Annotated in this window: 15 protein-coding genes; 1 reads left to right on the forward strand and 14 read right to left on the reverse strand. The window is 36.3% G+C overall.

Annotated elements, in window-relative coordinates:
* The first annotated feature begins 17 nt into the window (after positions 1-17).
* Entirely contained in the window at positions 18-245 is a 228-nt protein-coding gene (locus BM383_RS15465) for a VOC family protein (RefSeq protein ID WP_093026055.1), read from the forward strand.
* Positions 246-581: 336 nt separating this feature from the next.
* Here BM383_RS15465 and BM383_RS19075 read toward each other — a convergent pair whose 3' ends face one another.
* The 14 genes from BM383_RS19075 to BM383_RS15530 all read right to left on the reverse strand — a co-directional run bounded on the left by BM383_RS19075 (position 582) and on the right by BM383_RS15530 (position 25130).
* Positions 582-818 carry a LysR substrate-binding domain-containing protein gene (locus BM383_RS19075; protein ID WP_262501739.1) on the reverse strand — a complete coding sequence of 79 codons (237 nt, stop codon included), beginning with the start codon at positions 816-818 and terminating at the stop codon, positions 582-584.
* On the reverse strand, positions 815-991 hold the full coding sequence (locus tag BM383_RS19080; protein ID WP_262501740.1) for a LysR family transcriptional regulator substrate-binding protein: 177 nt from the start codon (positions 989-991) through the stop codon (positions 815-817). Before BM383_RS19080 ends, BM383_RS19075 begins: the two co-directional genes overlap by 4 nt.
* A gap of 355 nt (positions 992-1346) precedes the next feature.
* On the reverse strand, positions 1347-2015 hold the full coding sequence (locus tag BM383_RS15475; RefSeq protein WP_093026056.1) for a hypothetical protein: 669 nt from the start codon (positions 2013-2015) through the stop codon (positions 1347-1349).
* A 279-nt stretch (positions 2016-2294) separates the two neighbouring features.
* Positions 2295-4073: an aromatic amino acid hydroxylase gene (locus tag BM383_RS15480; protein WP_093026057.1), complete on the reverse strand. Its 1779-nt coding sequence runs from the start codon at positions 4071-4073 to the stop codon at positions 2295-2297.
* A gap of 12 nt (positions 4074-4085) precedes the next feature.
* Entirely contained in the window at positions 4086-4976 is an 891-nt protein-coding gene (locus BM383_RS15485) for a flavin reductase family protein (protein ID WP_093026058.1), read from the reverse strand.
* Positions 4977-4997: 21 nt separating this feature from the next.
* The gene (gene fahA / locus BM383_RS15490) at positions 4998-6248 is read right to left on the reverse strand and encodes a fumarylacetoacetase (RefSeq protein ID WP_093026111.1); all 1251 of its coding nucleotides are present in this window, start codon (positions 6246-6248) and stop codon (positions 4998-5000) included.
* Positions 6249-6290: 42 nt separating this feature from the next.
* Positions 6291-7448 (reverse strand): 4-hydroxyphenylpyruvate dioxygenase, encoded by a 1158-nt coding sequence (gene hppD, locus BM383_RS15495; protein WP_394331596.1) that lies wholly within the window; start codon positions 7446-7448, stop codon positions 6291-6293.
* A 33-nt stretch (positions 7449-7481) separates the two neighbouring features.
* Complete coding sequence (locus BM383_RS15500; RefSeq protein WP_093026060.1) at positions 7482-8642, reverse strand: homogentisate 1,2-dioxygenase; 1161 nt, start codon at positions 8640-8642, stop codon at positions 7482-7484.
* A gap of 336 nt (positions 8643-8978) precedes the next feature.
* Entirely contained in the window at positions 8979-13469 is a 4491-nt protein-coding gene (locus tag BM383_RS15505; RefSeq protein ID WP_093026061.1) for an excinuclease ABC subunit UvrA, read from the reverse strand.
* Between the two features lie 66 nt (positions 13470-13535).
* A complete protein-coding gene (locus BM383_RS15510; RefSeq protein ID WP_218157953.1) occupies positions 13536-14513 on the reverse strand; it encodes a family 43 glycosylhydrolase in 978 nt (325 codons plus the stop codon).
* 105 nt (positions 14514-14618) lie between these two features.
* The gene (locus BM383_RS15515; protein WP_093026062.1) at positions 14619-18668 is read right to left on the reverse strand and encodes a hybrid sensor histidine kinase/response regulator transcription factor; all 4050 of its coding nucleotides are present in this window, start codon (positions 18666-18668) and stop codon (positions 14619-14621) included.
* A gap of 87 nt (positions 18669-18755) precedes the next feature.
* Positions 18756-21737, reverse strand: coding sequence for a glycosyl hydrolase 115 family protein (locus BM383_RS15520; protein WP_093026063.1), 2982 nt, complete (start codon positions 21735-21737; stop codon positions 18756-18758).
* A 3-nt stretch (positions 21738-21740) separates the two neighbouring features.
* Positions 21741-22877 (reverse strand): acyltransferase family protein, encoded by a 1137-nt coding sequence (locus BM383_RS15525; protein WP_093026064.1) that lies wholly within the window; start codon positions 22875-22877, stop codon positions 21741-21743.
* Positions 22878-22880: 3 nt separating this feature from the next.
* Complete coding sequence (locus tag BM383_RS15530) at positions 22881-25130, reverse strand: alpha-N-acetylglucosaminidase (protein WP_093026065.1); 2250 nt, start codon at positions 25128-25130, stop codon at positions 22881-22883.
* Positions 25131-25133: the final 3 nt, after the last annotated feature.

The following is a 25133-nucleotide window of genomic DNA, read 5'->3' on the forward strand; positions in this document are numbered from 1 at the left end:
TTCATAAAATTCATAAAATGATACCTGAAGCTATTCAAGTAAATATGACCATCCACCACATTGTTTTTACGATTTTGGATGTAACCGAAACAGAAAAATTTTACACAAAAATATTTGGTCAAGCGCTTTATACCAATTCAAGTACAGCAATGTATCATGTCGGGCAAGCGATGTTAATTTTTGTAGCAAAGGAAAAAAATCGAATTCTGAATTTGCCCCTTCGGCTATTGGTCTTGATCATGTAGCATTCGGACTTAAAAATCTGTCAGAATTAAAGGAAATAGAAAAAGTCTTAAAAGAAAAAGAAATAAAAAATAGTGGAATCCATATCGATGATTCAAGTAAAAAGGAAAAAATCTGGCTCAACGATCCGAGTAATATTAGAATTGAATTTTACCTATAAAATTTAAATTTTCTATATCATTTCATCATATAGCGTTTTTTCATTACAATGTGGTATAACGATTTTATATAGGATCTTAGCATCTGTTTTTGTTTTCCACATTTTTTGCAAGTTCAATCACTTTTTTAATCGTGTTGTTCAATTCCTTTTTTCGCCAGTTTATGTATAAATCTATTTTTTACTCTAATTCTATAAACACAACATTTTCGACTTTTGCCGATTTGAATGACAACGGTAAAATTGAGATTCCAAGTCCTTTAGATACGAGGTTTACTATCATTGCTCCAAAATCCGATTCAATAATGGCTTTGGGTTCAATTTCATTGTTTGAAAACCACGACCTTAATAACGAAGCAAAAAAAGTGGTTTGGTGTAAACCAGAAATAATAAACTTTTCGTCTTCTAATCCAGTCAAATCTTTTTTTTTAACCTATGGTTTTTAGAGACAACCAAACAAATTGGTTCAGAATAAAGTTTATGGGAGTCAATATTTGCATTTTTAATTTTATCTCTACTAAATGCTATGTCGGCTTGAAAGTTTACTAAAAGTTTTTCGTGATTTTCGTCTGTCGGTTCCGTTAATTCTATTTTTAAATCAGGTAGATTATTGCTTAATTATGTTAAAATTATGTTCTAAATGTTAAAGTGATACCTATATGGATACCCCCTCAACTAACGTCCTTTCTGAACCCTTATAAACACTAGGAAAATGAAATTTTGGTCGTTGTCTCCGACTCCACAAAAAAGCCTGTAAATATTTAATTTACAGGGTTTTGTTTTTTAAGGTAACAATTTAGTTGCCAAAATAGTTTTTGATAAAGAGACAGTATTCTATTTAAATTGCTTACCATTATTTAGATTACCAAAAATCCGAGGAGAGAAGTTTTATGTAGCACCTAGCTTGGACTATTCAAACATTTTATATCAAAAAAAATCAATTATTTTATTGCTCAATTTTGAATGGTAATTTTTTATCCTTGGGAATGGGTATTATTTTACCAAAATCACCTAATTTATCAGAATATAAAATTTTTGAATCTTGTAGAGAATTTTTTATTACCATCCTATATTCCTTTTGATAACTGTGATCTTTTTTCTTTATAAATGGATTTAGTTCAATACGTCCTTCTTTATCTAAATCTAGATAAGTCACTTTATTAGCTTGCAAACTAAGATTTTCCTTTTCTGCATAATTAATTACACTTTCAACAAAAAATTTAGGATTAGAAATTATTAAACCATAACCTCCAAAACTTGACATTTTTTCATCCACTTCAAAAATATTAGAATTTTCAAAATCTTTATCTGTAATAGCATAAAAACTACATGTTAAATAGTTATGATTAAATTGAGTTAACTTGGTTAATGCATCAGGTACACTTTTAAATTTAAATTCTCCATGCTTTGGATGATTCAAGGTTAGCTTAATATTCTTGAAATTTTCAATAAATATAGCTCCTTCATTTTCATCTCCCTGCTCTTTGTTGGATTTTTCTATTTGATTAAATGCTTTTATTGATTGAAAATATAATTCACCCTTGTTCAATAAAGATTCTAGATATCTTTTTTTACCAAATTTAATTAGGAAAATAATTCTTTCAGGTTCTTCCATTTGTCAATTAAATATAATACTATTTAAATACACAACATTTTTAGGCCTCAAAACTCACAAAACTGCTACTTTTTCCTATCTTAGAAAAACACTGTTTTGGACTCAACTACACTTCTAAAAACAGATCAATAATCAAAAGAGATGTCCCGTAGATACCCCGTGTATCTCGCGTAGATGTCTCGTGTTTTGACTAATGGGCAATACTTCCGCAACCGCACCGCAACCAATGCGCTAACTTCTAAAAACCTTCGTATCATCAAATACTAACTAGTAGTTAACCTAACTCAAATGATTCCACAAATTCTTATCGGGTAACAATGCTAAGCCTTCATGAATTAACAGCGCTATCTTGGTTGATTTCTTTTTAAGGATTTGTAAATGAGTATACACTTTTTCTAAAAGCGCTTCATCGGTGGCTAGTTCATAAATTTCTAAACACAACAACCATTCATTGCTGTAATTGGTTTGCAGGGTTTCAAAAATACGGACTAATTCCGCTTCATTAATGTCATGCGTATTTCTTAACTCCCTTACCCTACCATATAGCTTTTCTAATTGTTTAGAACTTTCGGTTTTTTCCGGCTTAATAGTCAGCGTTTGAGATGGACCATATACATTTGGAAAAGAGGTACAATCGGCGGCACCTGCATAGGCCGAAGTGATTTGATTACCCACAGCCATGTCAAACACACCATATTCCGGCATAAATAATAGTTGTTCGCCATACGTAACGGTACAATCCTTTAACTGAATCACTATGAGTTTTCCGTAGATATTCCGAATATCGGTTACATAAGTTCCAGAAACTTGGATGCCACTTTCAAACTCAAATACGACGTGATTATTCGTACTTAAAAAATGCTTTTTAAAATCTGTTGGATTTAGATCTTCTAACAGTATCGTTGTGTTACGAAGTTTTCCCAAAGGCGAGCTAAAACCATCGGCATGGGCCTTAATACCATGACCTATCAGTTCTTTGTCTCTAGTAGCCAAACAAGTTGCACCATCGGTTTTGTAAAAAATCACCTCTCCATTAGCATCGGTGATCACCTTAGCAAAATTACCCGAAACTTGTAGTCCGCTACTTAATTCTATGGTGCCCACCATACGGGAGTCTACCAACTTTTGAATACCGGAGCTCCCTCCTTTCCGAACACTCAACGTATTCGAAAATTCTTCTAAAACTTCCATCAAATGAGCAAAATCCGGTGTTACGTATAACTGGGGTTGTGGTTTGGTAATATTAAATTTCTGTTTGGCAGCATCCAAAGAATACGGTATCTTTTTAACTTCCTCACTCATACACCACTTGCTCTCGCCTATGGATGATAAGAGTCCGGCACCGTAAATTTTGGGATCTTCCATACTTCCTACTAGACCATACTCTACCGTCCACCACTGTAAATTTCTAATTTCAGCCATTTCAGAGAGCTGCACTTCCATTTCTTGCAGTTTGGCTACCTCCTGCTCGGCTTCTTCAATCTGAGCTTCACTAATGCCTTCCGCTTCTTTTAAAATAGAGAGTTTCCGCACTGCTTCATACAAATCCATGTCGTATTTAGATAGGATAGCTTTTGCTCCCACTGCACCTAAACGTCTTAAATACTCGGCATAATCAGGGTTCGCAATAATAGGTGCATGACCAGCCGACTCATGGATAATATCCGGTGACGGTGTATATTCTATATGCTCTAACTGCCGAATATCCGAAGCAATCACCAATACTTTATAGGCCTGAAACTCCATAAACGCATTGGGCGGTATAAAACCATCTACCGCCACAGCAGCCCAACCTATTTCCTTTAAAATACGGTTCATACCATACAGGTTAGGAATTTTATCTATTTCCACCCCTGTCTTTTCTAAACCTTCCATATAGGACTCATGCGCTACTTTCGAAAGGTAATCGGCATTCTTACGCATCACATACCTCCAAACCGCCTGATTTATGGGCGTATAGTCCTCATAGTTTTGAGGTTTTATAAACTGTTTTAGGTGTTTTGGTAACCTATCTATAAACTCATTGCTTTCAAAGCCTGTGGTCTCTGTATGTTCCATGTTCGTAAGTGCTTAGTCTTGTAACAGCGTCATCCAGGCTTCTTTCAGTTTCATTTCGCTTAAATAGGTTTTAGCCAAATGCTGAAGTGCTTCGTGTCGCTGCTCTTTGTTGTTAGCATAGGTAGTTAGAATGCTACGGATATTTGTTTCGTTTGAAAATGCTTGTACTTCCTCCATATCGGGTAAATGCTCTACATTCCCCAATCTACCCAAATCGTTACCCGAAAGTATCTTGCTAAATCGAATGTGTTCAGGTATACTATCTACACCAATTCCCTTAGTGGTTAAGGGCTTTGGAATTTCAAAACGAACATTCTGAGTGGTTCTACAATACCAACTTCCACCCATTCGGGCAATCAAGTCTAATTTCTCTAGGTTGATTTTAGTTCCTTCTGAAATCACTTTTTCGTTTACATGAATGTACACCACTTCAGCAATAATCAGGTTTCCAGCACCATTACTATCTCCTAAAGCAATGATGTCATTCACTTTACATTCAAAAGCCACAGGTGATTCCTGTACATACGGTGGTTGAATGACTTGAGATTTTCCGGGAGTAAATCCGGATTTCAGAAACTCATTCACGCCAGCATCATATTCAGTACTAGATAAAGACATCTGTTCCGCCATTGAAAAGTCTACCGTATTAATCACAACCTCTTTCACTTCCTTTACATTTTCCAACGTATGTTTGGTGGTATTATCTCGAACTCTACGCGCCGGTGAAAACACCAAAATAGGCGGATTGCTGCTAAAGCAATTGAAAAAACTAAACGGACTTAAATTTACTTCGCCCTTAGCATTTATAGTACTTGCCAATGCTATGGGCCTTGGCGCCACAGCATTTTGCAAGTAATATTGCATTTCTAACGGACTAATATCTTTGGGATTTATACTTATCACACGCTTCTGTTTTAATGTTGTTTAATTGGCTGGTAAAATAAGCGTACTCACCTCTCCAAAACCAACTCGAATATGCTCTTTAACAGCGCTACCTTTCATAATTACGGTATCGCCATCTTCTATAAACTTACGTTGGCTACCATCGGGCATGGCAACCGGCTTGGTACCTTTCCAGCTTATTTCTAACATAGAACCATAAGAATCAGGAGTTGGGCCACTAATGGTACCCGAACCGTACAAATCTCCGGTAACGATATTACAGCCGTTAACCGTATGATGTGCCAATTGCTGACTCATATTCCAATACATATATTTAAAGTTGGAATTACACACTGTTTTTTCTTCTCCGGATGGAATTTGGATGGAAACACTCAAGTCAATATCAAAATTCTTGGCTCCACTAAACGCCAGGTATGGTAATACCTCAGGATCTTGTTCAGGTCCTTCTGTACGGAAAGGCTCTAAGGCTTCCATGGTAACTATCCAGGGCGAAATGGATGAGGCAAAGTTCTTCGCTAAAAATGGCCCTAACGGAACATATTCCCATTTCTGAATATCTCTGGCAGACCAATCGTTAAACAAGAGCATACCAAAAATGTGGTCTTCCGCATTTTCTACCGAAATAGATTCCCCTAATGTATTTCCGCCACAGGTAACAAAAGCCATTTCTAATTCAAAATCCAGTAATCTGGTAGGACCAAAAACAGGTTGTGTTTCACCCGCAGGTAAGGTTTGACCTTTCGGTCTACGTACAGGCGTACCCGAAACTACAATAGAAGAAGCACGCCCATGATAGCCCACCGGTAGATGTTTCCAGTTAGGCAATAAGGCATTATCAGGATCGCGAAACATCGTACCCACATTGGTAGCATGTTCTATAGATGAATAGAAATCGGTATAATTTCTAACATCTAGCGGCATTAGCATGGTCACCTCTTCTCTAGGTAGAAAAGCATTTTCTCTGTCTTCAGCATTGTTTTGCAGTTCATCATTTTCTTCGCTTAACAATTCAATGATTCGTTCTCTAAACTTTGTGGTAACCTCTTTTCCTAAGTCTATAAAATCATTCAAATAACGATTCTCAAAGATGAGGATGCTTCTCCCCGACACCATTTCAAAATAACCTTTAGAGGCCAAATACGCTAAGTCGATCATATAATCGCCAATGGCGGTGCCCATTCTTGGTTGCTTGTCTGCTGTTTTAAATATTCCAAACGGAATGTTGTATATCGTAAAATCAGAATCTGCGGGAATATCTACCCAAGATTTCATTTTGTTCATTGTTTGTGTGTTTAAAAAGTGTGTTACACTATTTTATAAAGTCCCTCGGCGTTCTTGTTCTCTTTCAATGGATTCAAATAATGCTTTAAAATTACCAGCTCCGAATCCTTTGGCGCCCATACGTTGTATGATTTCAAAAAATAAGGTAGGTCTGTCTACCACCGGTTTGGTAAATATTTGCAATAAATAGCCTTCTTCATCGGCATCTACCAAAATGGCTAAATCCTGTAAATCACTTATATTTTCTTTCATGATAGACATATGCGCTCCTAAACGATTTGGAATGTCCTCATAATACGCTTGTGGCGGTGCCGAAAGAAACTCCACACCCCTAGCTCTCAATTCTTTTACCGTATGAATAATATCATCAGTGGCTACCGCGATGTGTTGCACACCCGGACCTTCATAAAAATCTAAATATTCTTCAATCTGAGAACGTTTGTTACCCTCCGCAGGTTCATTGATCGGGAATTTAATACGTCCGTTACCGTTGCTCATCACCTTGCTCATTAAGGCTGAATATTCGGTGTGAATTTGTTTGTCATCAAACGATAGAAAGTTTACAAAACCCATCACGTCTTCATACCACTTCACCCATTGGTTCATTTCTCCCCAACCAACATTCCCCACCATGTGGTCTACAAACTTAAAACCAACCGGACTTGGGTTGTAATCAGATTCCCATTTCTCGAAGCCTGGCAGAAAAAGGCCGTTATAATTTTTACGTTCCACAAATACATGAACAACATCTCCGTACGTATGTATTCCTGAACGAATTACTTCGCCCATTTCATCCTTTTCAACAGTGGGTTTCATAAACGATTTGGCACCACGTTTGGTAGTTTCTTCCCAAGATTTGGTAGCATCTTCTACCCATAAGGCAACCACTTTAACGCCGTCTCCATGTTTTAACAGATGCTGATTAATTGGTGAATTGGAGTTCAATGGTGTAGTTAATACAATGCGTATTTTATCTTGTTTTAAGACATAGGAAGTTTCTTCTTTGCTGCCCGTTTCCAAACCTTTATAAGCAAACGATTGAAAACCAAATGCAGTTTTATAGTAGTGTGCAGATTGCTTGGCGTTGCCCACATAAAACTCTATATAGTCTGTTCCTAGCAGCGGTAAAAAGTCTTGCGCTCCTTCAAATATTTTTTCTAATCCGTATTCTACGTTTTTTATTTCGCTCATTATGTTGATTTTAGCTATTCTACAAATGTGTTCTTATGCGTCTAACCAAGATTGGTAATAATCGCCATATTGGATGGCGATGGCTTCTTCGGTCACCATTAATGGCGCGAAAGTGTCTACCATGACGGCTAGTTCTTTGGTTTCCTTTTTACCAATACTTTTTTCCATTGTCCCTGGATGTGGTCCATGTGGAATCCCAGCCGGATGCAAGGTTATTTGTCCTCTACTAACATTTTTTCTACTCATAAAATCTCCGTCTACGTAATACAAAACTTCATCAGAGTCTATATTACTATGATTGTATGGCGCCGGTACCGATTCCGGATGATAATCGTACATACGGGGTACAAACGAGCAGATGACAAAGTCTTTGGTTTCAAAAGTTTGGTGAATTGGCGGTGGCATGTGTAATCTCCCAGTAATGGGTTCAAAATCATGAATAGAGAATTTATACGGGAAATTGTATCCATCCCAACCTACTACACTAAAAGGATGACACGCATAGATATATTCGTGTATCATATCTTGCTTTTTAACTTTCATTAGAAAATCTCCTTTTTCATCAAAAGTTTCTAATTCTGAAGGTGGATGCATATCGCGCTCGCAGAAAGGTGAATGCTCTTGATGCTGCCCAAACCAGTTTCGGTAACGTTTGGGAGTATAGACCGGACTTTTAGATTCTACAATAAACAATCGGTTATCTGGTGTATCAAAAGTAATTTGATAAATCATTCCGCGTGGAATTACTAAGTAATCACCATATTCAAAATCTATGTTTCCTAATTGCGTTCTTAGTTTCCCTGTACCTTCATGCACAAAAATAACTTCATCAGAATCTGTATTCTTATAGAAATATTCCGCTAACGATTTTCGAGGACTCGCCAAAACAATATGACAACCGGAATTAAACAAAACGGTCTTTCTACTTTCTAGAAAATCATCTGTTGGTGGAATCTCAAATCCTTTTAAGGAAATGGATTTCATATTCTTTTCAATAGCAACCTTTGGTGCTACGGAATAAGATTTTACGACTTCTTTAACCTGCGTAGGTCTGTTGGTATGGTATAATAATGTTGACATTCCGTCAAAACCTATGGTACCAAACAGTTCTTCGTAATAAAAATCGCCATTCGGCTTTTTAAATATGGTATGTCTCTTTTTGGGAATCTTCCCAAGTGAATGATATCTGGGCATAACTGCTGTATTTGATTTTAATGACAACAAAACTCAACACATCCTACAACGTTTTCGGTAATCGTTATAAATCAACAGTACAACTATGTTTGTTTTTCCATGAATTATAACTTTAGTAATGAAATTGGGATGTAGAAGAACTTAGTTGGTTTTGTCTCTCGATGCTAAAATATAAAATTTTATCATTTTAAAAGTATTAAAATAAGTTATTTATAATTTTTGACACTAAAAATTATAAATAACTTAAAACACGCTTCACTGAGATCACGTGATGAACATTCAAACAAATGTTCTTTACACACAAATTATGCTTCCTTAAAAGTGCAACTATCACTTTTATTTCAGCTCTATTCCTACTCCTATTTTAGCCAACAGATAAGGATTGTGATCGATCACTAGAAGGTCATTGTATACGCTTAATTGCTGCAAGACTTCAAACAATAAATCAATATCGGCATAATGCAAACCGATACTAGGTTCATCTAAAATTAACAGCTGATTTTTAGTTTTTGCCTGCAACCAATTGTTTAGCAGTAATCGTTGTTTTTCTCCGGAAGAAAGCGATTTTACATTTTGATCTATTCGCAAGTGAGATAAGCCAATCTTCATAAGATTTTCTAATTGCTGAACGGCTTTTGCTGTACCTGAAAAATTACCTAACCATTCCTGTAATTCTGAAACATTCATCGCTAAAATATCCGCAATGTTATTATCATAAATGGTTTTTGACAATATCTCATCTCGGTAACGCTTTCCATTACAAACATCACAGGTTTCAATGTGTTTTGCAGCAACATCTAAACTGGTAGAAACTATTCCGGTTCCCTGACAATTAGGGCACTGACTTGCCTTGGTTTTATAGGAGAAATCTTTGGCCTTACCTCCGGTTTCCTTGGCAAACACTTTGGTGATCACATTCAAAATATATAGATAATCAACCAGTAAAGTACTGTTGTACGCTCGTAATTGTTTCGGTTCAAAATAATTCACGCCTTCATATTGCTCCGGAAAATCAATACTACTACAATTTATCGGTTGTTGCTGTTCTAAACTCGGCATCAACACCTCTTTCACCAGCGTGGTTTTTCCTATTCCCGATTTTCCGGTGATTGCAGTAATTCCTCCTACTGCAATATCAAGTTGCTCTTTTTGCAAGCTATGTTTCGAAATTCCTTCAATATGAATTACATCTTTTCCTTGTTGAAATTCGATATTTTTAGATGCTGTTTTTACAAATGGATGACATGCTTCGGAATTTAAATACGTTTCTGGTTTTCCTTCAAAGATTACTTCCCCTCCTAAACTTCCTGCTTTTGGTCCAATCTGCACCAAATGGTCTGCTGCCAACATAATATCCTTATGATGTTCTATCACAATCACTGTATTTCCCTTGGCAACCAAGGCTTTTAGCAAGGCTATTACATCGGCAATGTTGTTTTGCGACAATCCAGCCGAAGGTTCATCTAACAAATAAGTAACGCCTTGTAACGGACTGTTTAATTGTTTGATGAGCGACACCCGTTGCTGCTCTCCACCACTTAACGTGCTCGATTTTCGATTCAAATGCAAATGATGAATATGCAATTGTTTGGAGCGTTGTAAAGTCGCTTTTAAATGTTCATTCAGTTTTGAAATCAGTTCCGCATCTATAGTTTCTTTCGGCTCTGAATTGAGCAACCAATGTTCAAAATCCCCCAAACTTTTTGCTTTTACATCATGCATCGACAAGCCATCTAAAGTGACGCTTAGTCGTTCGGGTTGCAAACCACTTCCCTGGCAATGAGAACAGGTTTCCGGACTCAACAAAGCAAGCATATGATCTTTGTGTTTGTTTTTGCGTATCATGAAATATTCATCCATTAAATACGTAAACAAACCTTTCCAAACCATGTTTACCTGCTGCGTTCCTTCTCTAGATTTGGTTTTGAATGCCCAGGTTGCTTCCCAGCTTTTTTCCGGTATTCCGTGAAATAAAACATCCTTTTGCTCCTTCGTAAACTCTTTAAAAGGCGTCTGCAACGTAAATCCGTATTTCTTACCAATTTCACTGACTATGGCCATATATTGTCCGCCAGCCTGACCGTAATAATACAAAGCTTTGTTATGTTCTAAAAGTCCGTCTGAAATGCTCAGATTTGGATCTAAAATGATTTTAGAAACATCCGGAAGCAATGCTTCTCCAATCCCATCACAAACACCACATTTACCCAATTCATGTGCGTTTGAAAAATGACTAGCCGACCATTCTTTGCCTTCAAACTGCGCTTTTCGTGAAAAAGCAAAACGCAAACTTTTATCAATATCGGTTTGTTTGGCCACATCAGAACGCTGCGAAAATTGATGATCTTTCCGCGTGATGCAAATGCTAGGCGTTAATCCTGAAATATGATCAACTTCAAACTGATAATCAACACCTACTCTGTTTTGCTGATAGCTGGAAAATTGTTTACTCATTTCCTGCAAACCGTACCCATGTAGCGTATCAATAACCAATGAAGATTTTCCGGATCCTGAAATTCCCGTTACTACCGATAATTGTTGCTTTGGAAAGCTGATATTCAAATCTTTCAACGCATGTGTTCGTGCTCCTTTAATTTGAATCTCATCAGTTAAAACTGACTCAGGAACCGATTCGTTTTCAGTATTTATGGCTTCGGAATTATCTACTAACACATCACAATTTGCTTGAAACAAAGCATGATTTTCAAAACATACAATTCCCGACGTGGCTATTTTTAATTGCTGTAAAGCGTTTACCAATTGTATTACATTTTGTTGATGCAATCCAATGCTTGGTTCTTCTAACAAAAGAATGGTTTGCTTCGTTGGTTTTGCGAAATGCTTTGTCAGTTTAATTCGTTGTGCTTCGCCTCCGCTTAAGGTATTGGAATGTTGTCCCAACCTTAAATAACCAACGCCCAAACGCTGTAACAAGGCTAAAACTTCTGCTAATTTCTTTTCAGCTTGAAAGAACTCAGAAGCTTCATTAATACTCAGGTTATAGATATCTGAAATGTTCTTGTTATTCCAATGAACCTGCAAAACTTCCGGTTTAAAACGCTTGCCATTACATTCGGGACAAGTCTGATTAATGGTTCCCATCACGCTCATGGAAAGTGTAATAACGCCCGCACCTTCGCAACGCGGACAACGCCCCGCTTTGTTATTGAACGAAAAAGCGTTTTTCTTCAATTCCAAAGCTTTGGCTTCATCAGTTTTTTCTAATAAATCTCTGATTTTATCTGCAATTCCGGTATAGGTTGCAGGATTGCTTCGGGGTGTTTTTCCAATCGGTTGATCGGTTACCGTGAGTAATTGCAAGCCTTTGGCTTCACTATATTTTTGAATTGAAGTTAAGACGGTGGCAGTTTTTCTACTTACCACCGCTAACTGCTTTTCGAGTGGTTGAAATTTGATTTCTGAAATCTCTTTTCTCTTAAGATTGATTTTAGTTTCGGGAGCATGTAAGGCCTCTAAAGTGGGACTTTCAATACCTTTCGCCTGAAGAAAATCTGTTCGTTTTCCGTTGAAAATGATCTCTCCACCTTCAACACCTGCTTTGGGTCCTAATTCAACAATCCAATCTGCTTTTTTGATTAAATTCAGATCATGTTCCACCACTAAAACGGTATTTCCACGACTGATCAATCGTCTTAAAATATGATACAAATGCTGCTGATAGGCCGGCGACAAACCAATGGAAGGTTCGTCAAAAACGTATAAAATCCCCTGCAAACTGCTATTCACCTGTTTGATGAGTTTGATACGCTGGCCGTCACCGCTTGAAATTTCCGTACTCGGCGTACTCAATCGGTAATGATCCATGCCCAAGCGAATCAAATCTTGCAATTGCGTACAAAGCTTGTTTACCAACACCTGCTCGCCTGCTTCGTAGGTTTGCGATTGTAATTTTTCATACAATTCGTTTAAAGGCAATTCCATCCATTCCTGAAAATTCAATCCCTTCCAGCGATACTTTAAATGAGCTGCCTTGATACGTGCGCCGTGACAACTAGGACAGGTTTTGGCGCTGGTAAAACGCAAAATACTCGGATTTCTGTCTAAGCGAAGAATATCGCTCATAATAGGCAAAATTCCTTTGTAATAGCCTATTTCGCGCGGTTTTGCTTTGAAACCTTCCCAACGTAAACGCGACTCTAAACTGTGTTTTCCGTAGTATACTTGTATGCGATCGCTTCCGTTCCAAATTACATTCTGCTGTTCTTTGGACAGTTCTTTCCACGGAATATCTACATTGAATCCGTGCGCCACACAAACTTTGTTCAATTCCTCTACCGTTACCTGAGAATACACAATATAACCATTCGGCAAAGTGGTAACAATAGCTCCTTCACGCAAGGTCTTATTTGCATCCCCAACCAATTTTTCAATATCAATATACTCGGCCTCACCAATTCCACGACAGGTTTCGCAAGCTCCTTTCGGATGATTGAAAGAAAACAGTGATTTGCTCATGCTTTCTTCCGCAGCATAACGCGCAAACAGAATTCGGAAAATAGGCGTCAACTCCGATAACGTACCAAATGTAGCATTGATAGACTGAAAACGTTTGGACTGTTCTACTTTAATCACCGGAGGTAATTCGGTAATATCATCTACCAAAGCCGTTGGAATTGCGGTTGCATTCTGCTGATTGTACGCCGGTAAACTCTCTAAAAAATACCGATAGCCTTCGTTACCAATAACTCCCATGGCAAGAGAAGATTTCCCCGAACCGGAGAGTCCTGTTACCACAATTAATTGGTTTTTAGGTAAGGTTAACGATACATTTTTGAGATTGTTTTGGTAAGCGTTTTGAATGCGCATGTAGACTTGATTTTTCTTTAAAAAAATCAAAGATAGCCAGAATGTTTCCCAAATGCGAATCCTTTACTATTGCAATGTTACGGTTGTACTGGAAGGAACCACCTTCTTTAAAAAACCATTATCAGAAAAATTTAAACTATCGATAGCTAATTCTCTGTATAATTCAGCATCATTATTTGTAATTCTATGGTATAAAATATAGTCTTGTCCACCTTGTTGGAAAACGGCGTGATGACCAGGTCCCAAAGTGATACTATCCTTTGAAGTTGTTAAGATTGGGCTATTTTCTCCTTCCGACCAAGGACCATAAGGCGTTTTTCCTGTAGCATATCTTACCTTATAGGTACTATTGGTGCATTTTCCATCAGAATACATCAAATAATAGGTATCTTTATTTTTTATCATAAAAGGTGCTTCAAAATAATTTGGAGGTGTAATATCTTTAATCGTTTTTTCATCAAAACTGATCATATCATCATTCAATTTAACCACAAAACAATGTCCGTTTACCCATTGTAATCCAGAACCCCAATACAGGTAAGCCGTGTGGTCATCATCTATAAAAACTTCTGCATCTATCATATGATATTCCGGAAACATATTGCCTTTAATAAACGGTGTTCCATCTGTTTTTGCATTTTTCCAAGGTCCCAAGGGATGCTCGCTTATACCTACCCAAACTTCACTACCCACTGAAACATACATATAAAAATTACCATTTTCAGCCTGAATTACAGAAGGAGCCCAAACGCGACTATCATTTGAAGTTGGACTTGAACAAATAGTTTTTGTAGGCCAGTTTAGGTGTTTTTGTTCCCAGTTTAATAAATCTGAAGATTCAAAAACGGCCAATTCTTCTCCTCCCCAAGGATCCATAGTGGCATAGACATAAAATTTGCCTTCATATTTCACTATGGAAGGATCAGCAAAATCTCCTTCAATTATTGGACTTTTGATAGTTACCTCTTTATGATCTTTACACTGAAAAAAAGAAAATGAAACTATGCTTATCATCAAATAAACTGTAATTTTTTTTAAATACATGAAATTTATTTTTAGTTGATTTTTTTGATTAAAATTAAGAGCAATCGGTCAATTGTGTATGTATAAATAATTCAAAAACATAGACTCATCGCCTTTTATACATTTTTATTTGAGCAAACTACTTGGCGATTTACCAAACTGTTTTTTAAAGCATCTACTAAAATACAGCGGATCATTGAACCCTACTTGATCAGCAACTTCACTCACATTGTATTTCTTAGTTTTTAGTAACTGTGCTGATTTTTTCAATCGAATGGTTCGAATAAATTCATTTGGGGACATATCCGTTAGTTGCGTTATTTTTCGATATAGTTTGGATGAACTCATACCCAATTCGTCACTTAAAATATTGGAGGTTAAATTTGGATCTGCTATGTGCACTTCTATAAATTCTTTTACTTTACTTATCAGGTCTACATCCAGGGGAGAATGTGCTAGCGTCAATGCGTCGCTTTCCTCATCTCCAGAAAACTTCTGTTTTAAATCTGCATGAATTTTTATAATGTTATCAATCCTTGTCTTGAGTAATGCAGGATCAAATGGTTTCACCAAATAACCATCTACGCCTATTTGATATCCTTTCATTCGGTTTTCATTTTCGGCTAATGCTGTCAATAATATAACGGCAATATGACTTAGATTATCGTCATTTTTCAATACTTCTACAAACTGAAATCCGTCCATTACGGGCATCATCACGTCTGCTACACATAAAACCGGTTTTTCCTTTTTACAAATAGTAAGTGCCTCTTCACCATTTTCAGCCTCAAAAACCTTGTAAAAATCTGATAGATATTCTACTACATATTTTCTAAGTTCAGAATTGTCATCTACAATAAGAATTGTTTGTTTTACATCGGTATTTGTTTTTGCTTTTTTAGGAGCATTTCCTTGAAGAGATGCTTCTATCTGACTGACGGAAATTAACGTTTCTGTGGGTTCTTTTTCTTCTACAAATGTGAATATTTCTTCAGGATCAAAAGCCTCTTTAAAAACAGGTAAAAGTACTGTAAAAGTACTGCCCACATTGGGTTCACTCTCTACTTTGATTTCGCCTTTATGCAAGGTAACCAAAGCTTTTACGAAGGACAATCCTATACCTGTACCTGTGGTACTTTCTTTACTATTATTTGCTTGATAAAATCTAGAAAATATTTTCTCTTGACTTTCCAACGGTATTCCTATACCGTCATCGCTCACCTCAATGACCAGGTTATTTTTTTCTTCTCCCTGAAATCCTATGAACAAATCTACCGTACCATAGGCATTGGTAAACTTCATGGCATTGGAAAGTAGATTAAATAAAATTTTGTTGTACTTATCCTTGTCTATCCAACATTCAAGAGAGGTTTCATCAACGTGCAAATTGAAGGTGATATTTTTACTATCCGCTAATTCTATAAAAGAGCTGAATATATTTTTGGTACTAATTAAAATATCATTTTGGCTTACTTTGAGTTTTAATTCTCCTGTCTCTGCTCTTCTAAAATCTAAAATTTGATTCACCAAACGCAGTAATCTGTTCGCATTTTGATAGATAAGATCTATTCTTGAACGTGTGTATGTATTTTCTTTTTCTTGCTCAAGAAGCTGTTTGGTTGGTCCAAGAATAAGTGTCAATGGAGTTCTTAGTTCATGAGATATGTTTGTGAAAAATCGTAATTTTTCATTATTCAGTTTTTCATCTCGTTCTCTTTTTACCTTTTCTGTTAATAACTCTTGCTTTAGTTTTATTCTGAATTTCAATTGCTTTCTTAGCAAATAAAACATTAAAACTATCGTAAAAATTATGAGTACTATTCCCTGAAAAGAATTCCAAAAAGTAGGTAATACGGTAATCGCATAAGCCGCTTCTTCGCTCCAGTTACCATCACTATTAGCAGATTGTAACTTGAAGGTATACTCTCCGGCAAACAAATTTGTATACTGAACTGTTCTAGAATCGCTTGAGGTTTCTATCCAATCTTCATCAAAGCCTTCCAATTTATATTTGAACTTATTCAAAGAAGGATTTGTATAAGACGGAGTTGAAAATTGAATTGAAAAATTCCGGTTTGAATAATCTAGTAGTGCTTTTCTATGATAATTGATGCCTCGCTCAAAGATAACCTGGTCATTGATAGTATCGTTTGGAAGTACTTCTTTGTTTTGAACTTTAAATTCTGTAATGATAGGTTTTGGACTTATTTCATTCTCCTTAATTAGGTGTGGAGAAAAAGAGATAACTCCTTCCTTTGCTCCTACATAAATCAAAGAATCGTTGAAATTTAAAAAACCGCTTGAACTAAAAACATCGAGCCTATTTCCACTAAGTACATGATAAATTTTGGCTGTATTCATTTCGGTATCATAACTTGCAATGGTGTTGTTGTTCATATTGAACCATATGTTATGATTTCCGTCTAAAACCATATCGATCACCCATTTCCCTTGTAAACCATTGGGAACTTCAACAGTCATAAAATTATCTTTTATTGCATCGTATTTAGCAATTCCATTTCTGGTTGCAGCCCAAACATTGTTCTTATGATCTATCAAGATGTCGCTAACGTTTTCATGTGGTAATCCAATAGTTCCGTGAGCTTCCGATGTGTATTTTTTTATCTCACCTGTAGAAAGATGATATTTAACAGCTCCGGTTTCTGTTGCAAACCAAATTTCGTTTCCAATACGTTTCATTTTATTAATGTCGTAATTAGGTAACAAATCAGTTGAACTCTCAAAAACCTTCATAGTATTCGTATTGAAAAATTTAGCTCCTTTACCAAAAGAACTTACCAATAAAGTATCTCCAAACAATTCAAAATCTGTGATAGGCACGTTTTCAAAACCACCAGCTACAACCTTATAGCTATTCAGCAAATAATCGTATACTAAAATATCTCCGTTCCAAGAACCTGAATAGAATGTTTTTCCATCTTGAGAATAGATACTTGCTATTTTTGGAATTCCTTTTTTGAGCGGAACAATGTGTTTATTTTTTGTAATAAAAAGTCCGTTATGCCAAGTGGCTACAATAATTTCATTGCGAAGTGTTTTGGCAAAACCTCTAATTTTTGGAGCTTTATCTGCAATGTATTTAGAAATATCTTTGTTTAAATTGAATTGATTTTCAAAAGGATCGTATTTATCCAAACCATCTTCAGTACCAATCCAAAGCACACCAGATTTATCAAAATACAACGAATAGATCAAATTGTCTATCAAAGAAGAATTGTCTGAAAGCATAGCATAATGCCAATCAAAATTACCGGTTGCAATACCTTCTAAACTATCGCAAACCAATAAGCCTCCTAAAGTTCCAACCCAATATTTTCCATCGGGAGCTTTAGTGACAGCATTGAAATGTGGCCCCAAGCTTTCTTTCACTGTTTCATCCTTAAGCGCTATTTCTTCAAAACCATCTTTTGAGATATTTAGTTTAAAAAGTCCCTCGCGAGTTCCTGCAAAAATAGATGACTTAGCATCTTCATAAATAAAATTGAGATAAGGATTTTTGACATCTGAATTACTCACATGTAATTCGTAGGTATTTAATTTGCTGATGTTTCCTTGAGCATCTAATTGAATTTTAGCGATAGCAGCTTCTCCAAAACTTCCTATCCAAATAGTGCCAATCGAATCTTCATAAATCACTTTGATGTATTCAAAATTAGGAATAAGCACTTTGGTAAACGTTTCATTTTCTACATTGAGCACGTATAAACCTTTGGTTTTGGTACCTACCCAAACTTGTTCAAATTTATCTACATGGACTGATCTTATTTCTTCATCGGGTAAACTGTTGGCAGAATCGCCGGGGAGAAAAGTTTTAAAAATATGTGTTTCTGTGTTATACAACGTTAAACCGCGCCTTGTACCTATCCAAAGATGGTGCGTTGGTTCATGAAATTCCAAAGCAGTAATATCATCATTAAACATGGCGCCATTGTTTATAGCTGCGCTGAGATAAGATTTGAACTGATATCCATCGAATCTATTCAAACCACCGAAAGTACCTAGCCACAAAAACCCACGATCGTCTTGCACAATATGACGTACAGAATTATGACTCAACCCGTCGGTATCATCATAATGTTCAAATTTTAACTCCTGTGAAATTGCCGAGAAGTAACAACTAAGCAGTAAAGCAACAAGTAAATAGTAATTTCTCAAAAAATTTACCTTTTATTAAAGATTCACTAATATAGAAAGTTTTTATGTTTCTGCTAGAAAACCTTTTAAAAACTATTGAAAAGAAGGTTATTTACGTGTTTCTTTCGGAAAATTATAACTAGATTTCTTACCTCCAAGATCTATTAAAATTTGATCGAGCATGACACCAGGATCTACCATATAAATGGTAAGCCTGTGTTTTCCTGGTTTTTCGATAGTGGTTTTAAAAGATTGAATGGCCGAATTTTTCAACACGTTTGCTTTCCAAGTTTCACTTCTTCCTTCCGTTTTAAAATCAACAATCACAGGTGAGGCATCATCTACCGCGACTGCAAAACGAACTCCGGATCCTTCAAAAAAGGCATGCGTTGGCAACGTTCTCAAGTAAATACTAGCTTCTCCTTTATTAAACGTGTAGAAATCATAATGAAGTGCCGCACTTTCATCCTTCATTTTACTGATCTTAGTTATAGAAGCTGCTGTTCTTGGCAAGGCTACTATGGTTTTTCCTGCGTAACCAATTCCGTCTAAAACTTCAAAATTAGCTGCTTTTCCTTTTGTAAGATCAGAAAAATGTGCCGCATTGATGACCACAAAACCTTTATCCTCTACAAAACCATGAAAATCATCCAGTTCAGAAAACTGAGGATTGTAAACGGAAACTCCCACAGTTTTTGTTTGATGGTTTGAACTGATTTCTATTGCTGAATTAATTTTATAACTTGGTGGAATTAATTGATAATCGTGTCCCAACGGAGCTTCTTTTAAAGGTTTTGCCTTTGGTACTTTGCTCCAATCTATGGTAACCCAAATACGTTCTTCCGGATGGTTTTTATCTAAAAAACCATCTGATTTTGAAAGTTGAATCCAGTCATTTTTAACACTAGATTTCCACTCCAAACGATTGCTCCCTTTTAAAAATACATCTATATAATAAGTACTTTTGGTATATGCATTGAACACCGGTAATGTTTGGGCAAAAGAATTAATAATTGCTGTATTCCATTCCATTTCATGACCTTCCAAAGCTAAGCCAAAACTTGTTTCCTCAACCTCATCAACACTTGCTGTAACAGGTTTTTGAAAAACCGGTAAATTTCGCGGAGCATCGTTCATAATATATTTCCATTTACCATTGCTTATACTATCATTAAAAAATTTAGTATCATTTTGAATTGCTTCATAAGCTAAGGCCGACTGCTCGGCAAAATACCTAGCACTTGTACGATTTTGTTTTGCTACAAATTGGTTTTTATAAGCATATAACCATTTAAAATTCATGTTGGCAGTACTCATTAACGGATAATAAACCAATTGAAAAAATGCTGCTTTTTGAGCATCGGGAATTTGCTGTGAAAGTTGTTCTATATTTTCTGAAATTTCCTTGTAAGCAGATACACGTTGCCCTACTTCATCTCCATAATGAATTTGTGTCAAAGCAGTTTCATTAGCTTTGGTTACTGGCTCTACACTACTCCAAGCCATGAATTCTGGTCTTCTTGTAAACGACAGAGAATCGTTTTTTCTAAACAAGGCATTTAGCTGTTGGCTGTTTTCTTTACCAAACTTTTGAGTAAGCCATGCTATTCTATGCGACTGAACAGCATTACTTTTCTGAAAAGAATCCATATTCCAGGCCATGTCTAAAAACAAGTCCATATTATATTCATGTGGTTTGATATCGCCCACATTCAAAATCCATAAATTCCGAGCATTAAACTCATAAGCTTTTGACATTTCTTCCCATAACAAAACAGGATTGGTACTGTTCAACCATAAATAATCGTGCGGACGTCCCCAATACGAGGTATGATAATAAACCCCGGCTCCTCCACTTCTTTGCTGTTCTTCCGGATTGCTCAACTGTCTGATGTAACCATAATTATCATCGGTCCAAACCAAGGTTACATCTTCCGGAACTTTTAATCCATTTTGATAATAATGCAACACCTCTTTATAAGGCACAAAAATTTGCGGTTTTGGGACTTTAGCATTGTGATATTTATCTAAAATTGCACGCTGGTCTTCTATTACTTTTTCTAACAATGTTACTTGTGCTTTGGTATCATCTGTCTCAACGATCATGGGAGAATCATGTTCTCCGCGCATTGCCAAGGTATACATACCTTCGTAATTTTTTGTTTCTTTTGCTCGCTTATCAAAAAAGTTTTTAATGGTTTCGGCATTGGTATCATATCTATATGCTCCCATTGTTTTATGATTCCATTCTTTATTGATGTTAGAAAGCATTGGCTCTGCGTGCGAAGTTCCTATCACAATCGCATAATCATCCGCTACTTTTTTGTTTTCAGGATACGAATAAAAAGCACCTGTACAGGAATGCATGGCTGGCCAAATGGTATTGGCTCTTAAACGCAACAATAATTCAAAAGCCTTGGCATAGGTTTTAGGGCCAATATCGCCCAATTCTTGTTCAAAGTTTAAAGCTGCCCAACGCTGTAATCCCCAATCTTCATCATTCAAAAAAACACCTCTGTACTTTACCGAAGGTTCGCCATAAGTTTTTGGAGTTATGGAAATACTGATTTCCTCATTTTTCTCTGGTTGTACATCTGCCCACCATTCCCACGGAGATACTCCTAACATTCGTGAAATTTCTAAAATCCCATAAGCAGTTCCTCTTCTATCAGAACCCACAATTACCAATGCCTTTTCCACATTTTTAAAAGGTTGATGAACCATAAGAATTTTGTAGGTTTCCCATTTATTTTGAACATCCTGAACTTGTATTTTTTGCTGTTGAATAAGCTCATTGATCAACTTACTCTTTCCTATAGTTCCGGCCAAAATGCACTGATTTGATACCGTATTTTGAATATTTATTTTTTGATCGGTGATTGACAAAATATCTTTCTGAAGCAATTCGGCCGCTATTTGTACTACCTTCGGTTCCTTTTTATCTATCACAATCGTCGTGGAAGTTGAAGAACTCACGATACTAAAGTTTTCTTGTGCAGACATCCAAACGGTCATTAAAAGGAAAACTAGCAATTGAACTTTTTTAAAACTATTTTGAAATTTATGTACGCTTTGATTTGAAAAGATCATTACTTAAATTTTTATGTATATTTTTCTTTTATCTAATATCCAACCGATGCTCCAGCACAGTAGCATGAACAGTACCGCTACAAGAAAAGCTCCGAAACTTCCTGGAAAAATCTGCTGAATTATTGCTTCGCTAAAAAACTCAAAAGCATCTTTATCACCTACAGAAATGCGCCTTAATATCACATAGAAAAGTTCGGAAAACAAATAGATGAATAATGGATTTTTGCCAAAGACCTGAAAGAAATACACGCCTTTTTGCTGTTTTTTTATTTCGATAAAATAGAGTAACATAGCCATTAAAACGCTATCTATGCCACAGGTATACAACACAAAAGAACTGGTCCAAAGCTTTTTATTGATCGGAAAAAACAAATCCCACGCTAATGCTGCAATAATTAGTAAAAAGCCTAGTAAAAAAAGTTTGGCAATTCCCTCATAACTGCTTCCTTTTTGTTGCACAAAAACACCAACAAGGTAACCAATGATTACATTTACCAAAGATGGTAACGTGCTCAACAAACCTTCTGGATCAAAAATAAGAGCGTCTCTCTTATACATATGGTTATCGCCAATGATCCATTTATCAAATTGTGTGGCGGCATTGGTAGCCATATCCATAAAATCGGCTGTTCCTGCAAAAAACAAAAGCACTAACCAATACACAAAAAGTACTGCTATGCTTAGTATAATTAAGTGCTTGTTTTTTAGAAAACGTATGAGTAATGCCACAAAAAAATAGCAAATGGCAATACGCTGCAAAACGCCCATAACGCGAGTTTCTTCAAACGGATATAATGCCCATTCTCCATTTACTTTATGGAAAAAAGGAAACCAATACATGAGAAAACCTAGTAAAAAAATGATGCTACTACGCTTTAAAACTTTAGCAAAATACTCTTTATTTGAAACTGAACTTTTGTTCAATGAAAAGCTCATTGCATTTCCCATAGCGAAAAGAAACGAAGGAAAAACCAGATCGGCCAATGTAAATCCTGACCAATCTGCATGTACCAAAAAAGGATACATATCGGCCCCTGTTCCCGGTGTATTTACAAGAATCATCATGCAAATAGTGGCACCTCGAAAAACATCTAAAGCTAAAAATCGTTTTTTATGATTGGTTGGTTGCAATGATTCCATCTTTTAGTAATTATAATCTATGGGCTTCATTTCTTTAATTACAGACAACATTTGTCTTCTGTATTTCTCATAAAGTTGTTTAACCACCGCTGCTGCATCTCCCGATTTTTCTAACGGATAATCTTTACGTTGATTTACCCATTGCCATTCCCATTTTTTGATCTTTTCATCGAATGCAGCCTGATCAAAATGTTGCCAATCTTTTTCTACTTCTGCAAAAAATTGTTCCCAGCGAGGCTTGTAAAAATCCGCTAACAATCCACTCCACTGCCGGTTACTATATTCATGCAAACGATTGTTAGAAGCGCCCCATAAAGTGATTAAATCCTTGGCATTCATTTCGTATAAAGCCTTTTCTTCCGAAGTAATTCCCCATGATCTGGCATCGTTAACCCAAGGGCCTAAAAGAAAATCTTTTCGAGTAGCTAAGAGTTTATCCATATCGTCTATCAATGTTAAAAACTCTTGACTGTACTTTTTAAAATTCTGCTGATCTTTTGCCTGATAAGCAGTCGTTATTTTTTGCTGTAATGGTAAGGCATAATTTGCCAGAAATTGCCTTGTAAGATCTACCAATTCATATTCAAAACCATCCGATTCTTTTGTCTTTGGAATTGAAGCTACAAATAAATCCCATGCCGGCAACAAGTCTTCCGGAGCATAATTAAGTTTTGTTCTGGCCCAACGGCGATAGCCTTCAAAAGTAGGTCTTGCCACAATGATAGATTCTGCTCCATCTCTTATTACTTTTCCATTGTAAGCCGTTTGCACCAAAATATCCCACGCTTTTAACAGATTTTCATCCTTTACACCGTAACGCTGCTCTGTATAAGTAGCCAACCAATTATTTAAATCAATCGGTTGATCTCTCCAAACATTATCCGTCATTAATTCATACAAAACAGGATTTTGCTCTATGGACTCCATAGTAAGACCTATCCCTTTCATGTTTCCGGAATTAGGATCTTGCAATGCTTCAGCCGGTGCTGTAGCAACCGTTTCTATTCTACCGAACATACTTATATTACCACCAAAACTATGCAGCATATTCCAAATCCACTGTTTGCCATAAAATGCTTCAGTACGTTTCCAAACAGGTTCAATTTCTGCAGCCAAATCTAAAATAATCATACCATCGTTAGGAATCGGTTTTAGCAAAGCTTCGATCTGTGGCGCTTGCCAAAAATCTCGATGACTGTAAAACAACCAACCTTGCATTACCCAAACAGCATCTTCATCGGCCAACTGCATACCTTGATATACTTTTTCGCTCAAGTTTGCTAAATACTCAGGATTGTTAGAAGGAGGTGTATTTTCATTAAAAGTATCGGCAGAATATAGATGATCGGTTCCGTAAATACGTTCTTGTGTTTCTAAAAATTTCCTACCTATTTCTTCAAACAAAGGATCATTCGCGTCTAAAATATATGTGTCTTCAAAATCATTACCCCAATTGGTCTTTTTTAAAGAGGCCTCTGGAAAAAACTTTTTAAAAGATGCCGGTACATGACCTGTAAAAGCAGGCAAAACAGGTTTCATTCCTAATTCTCGTTCTCGCTTCACTATTTTTTGTTGCAGATCGCGGTGGCTATCCATCCAATGTTTTGGTAATGGACCGCCCCAACCGTCTAAATTTCCCATCCAAAACCAAGAAAAATAAGCAGGTCCACTGTAAAAATCGGTTAAATCTTCATCTGTAAAACCGTAAGATTTGTAAACTTCGTCCCAAACATATGCTTCTCCAGTAATGGCCAGCGGCATTGAAATTCCGTGAAGCGCCATCCAATCTATTTCCTTTTCCCAACGTTCCCAATCCCACCAACTCATGGTATAATTGAACGTGCAATAATTAAAGTAATAACGATAATCGTAAGGCGTTGTTTTATGTACTTTTTGAGGAACTTTTGGTAATGTTTCCGAAAGGTTCAAATTAGTACCATTCCAGGTGATTTGACATTTTGCATAAGCTTTCAAATAATAATACAAAGCTGAGCCAATTGCAATACCATTGTTCCCTTTTAAAAGGATTTTATCGTTGACTGAACTTACCTCAAACCAATCTTTTTCAGCAAAAGAGGAATCTATTTCTACGATAAACTGATCAGCATGTTCAGGAATTACACGTGCTATCAATTCTCTTTCAGGTGTTGTTACAACCTCTTTTTCTGGAGCTATTTCACAGGCTATTTGTGAAAACAATCCCACTAAAATAAAAGTTCGAAATAGAATTTTAAAACTTCCTCTTTTTTGCATATC

The sequence above is a fragment of the Pustulibacterium marinum genome (assembly GCF_900116665.1).
GTDB lineage: Bacteria > Bacteroidota > Bacteroidia > Flavobacteriales > Flavobacteriaceae > Pustulibacterium > Pustulibacterium marinum.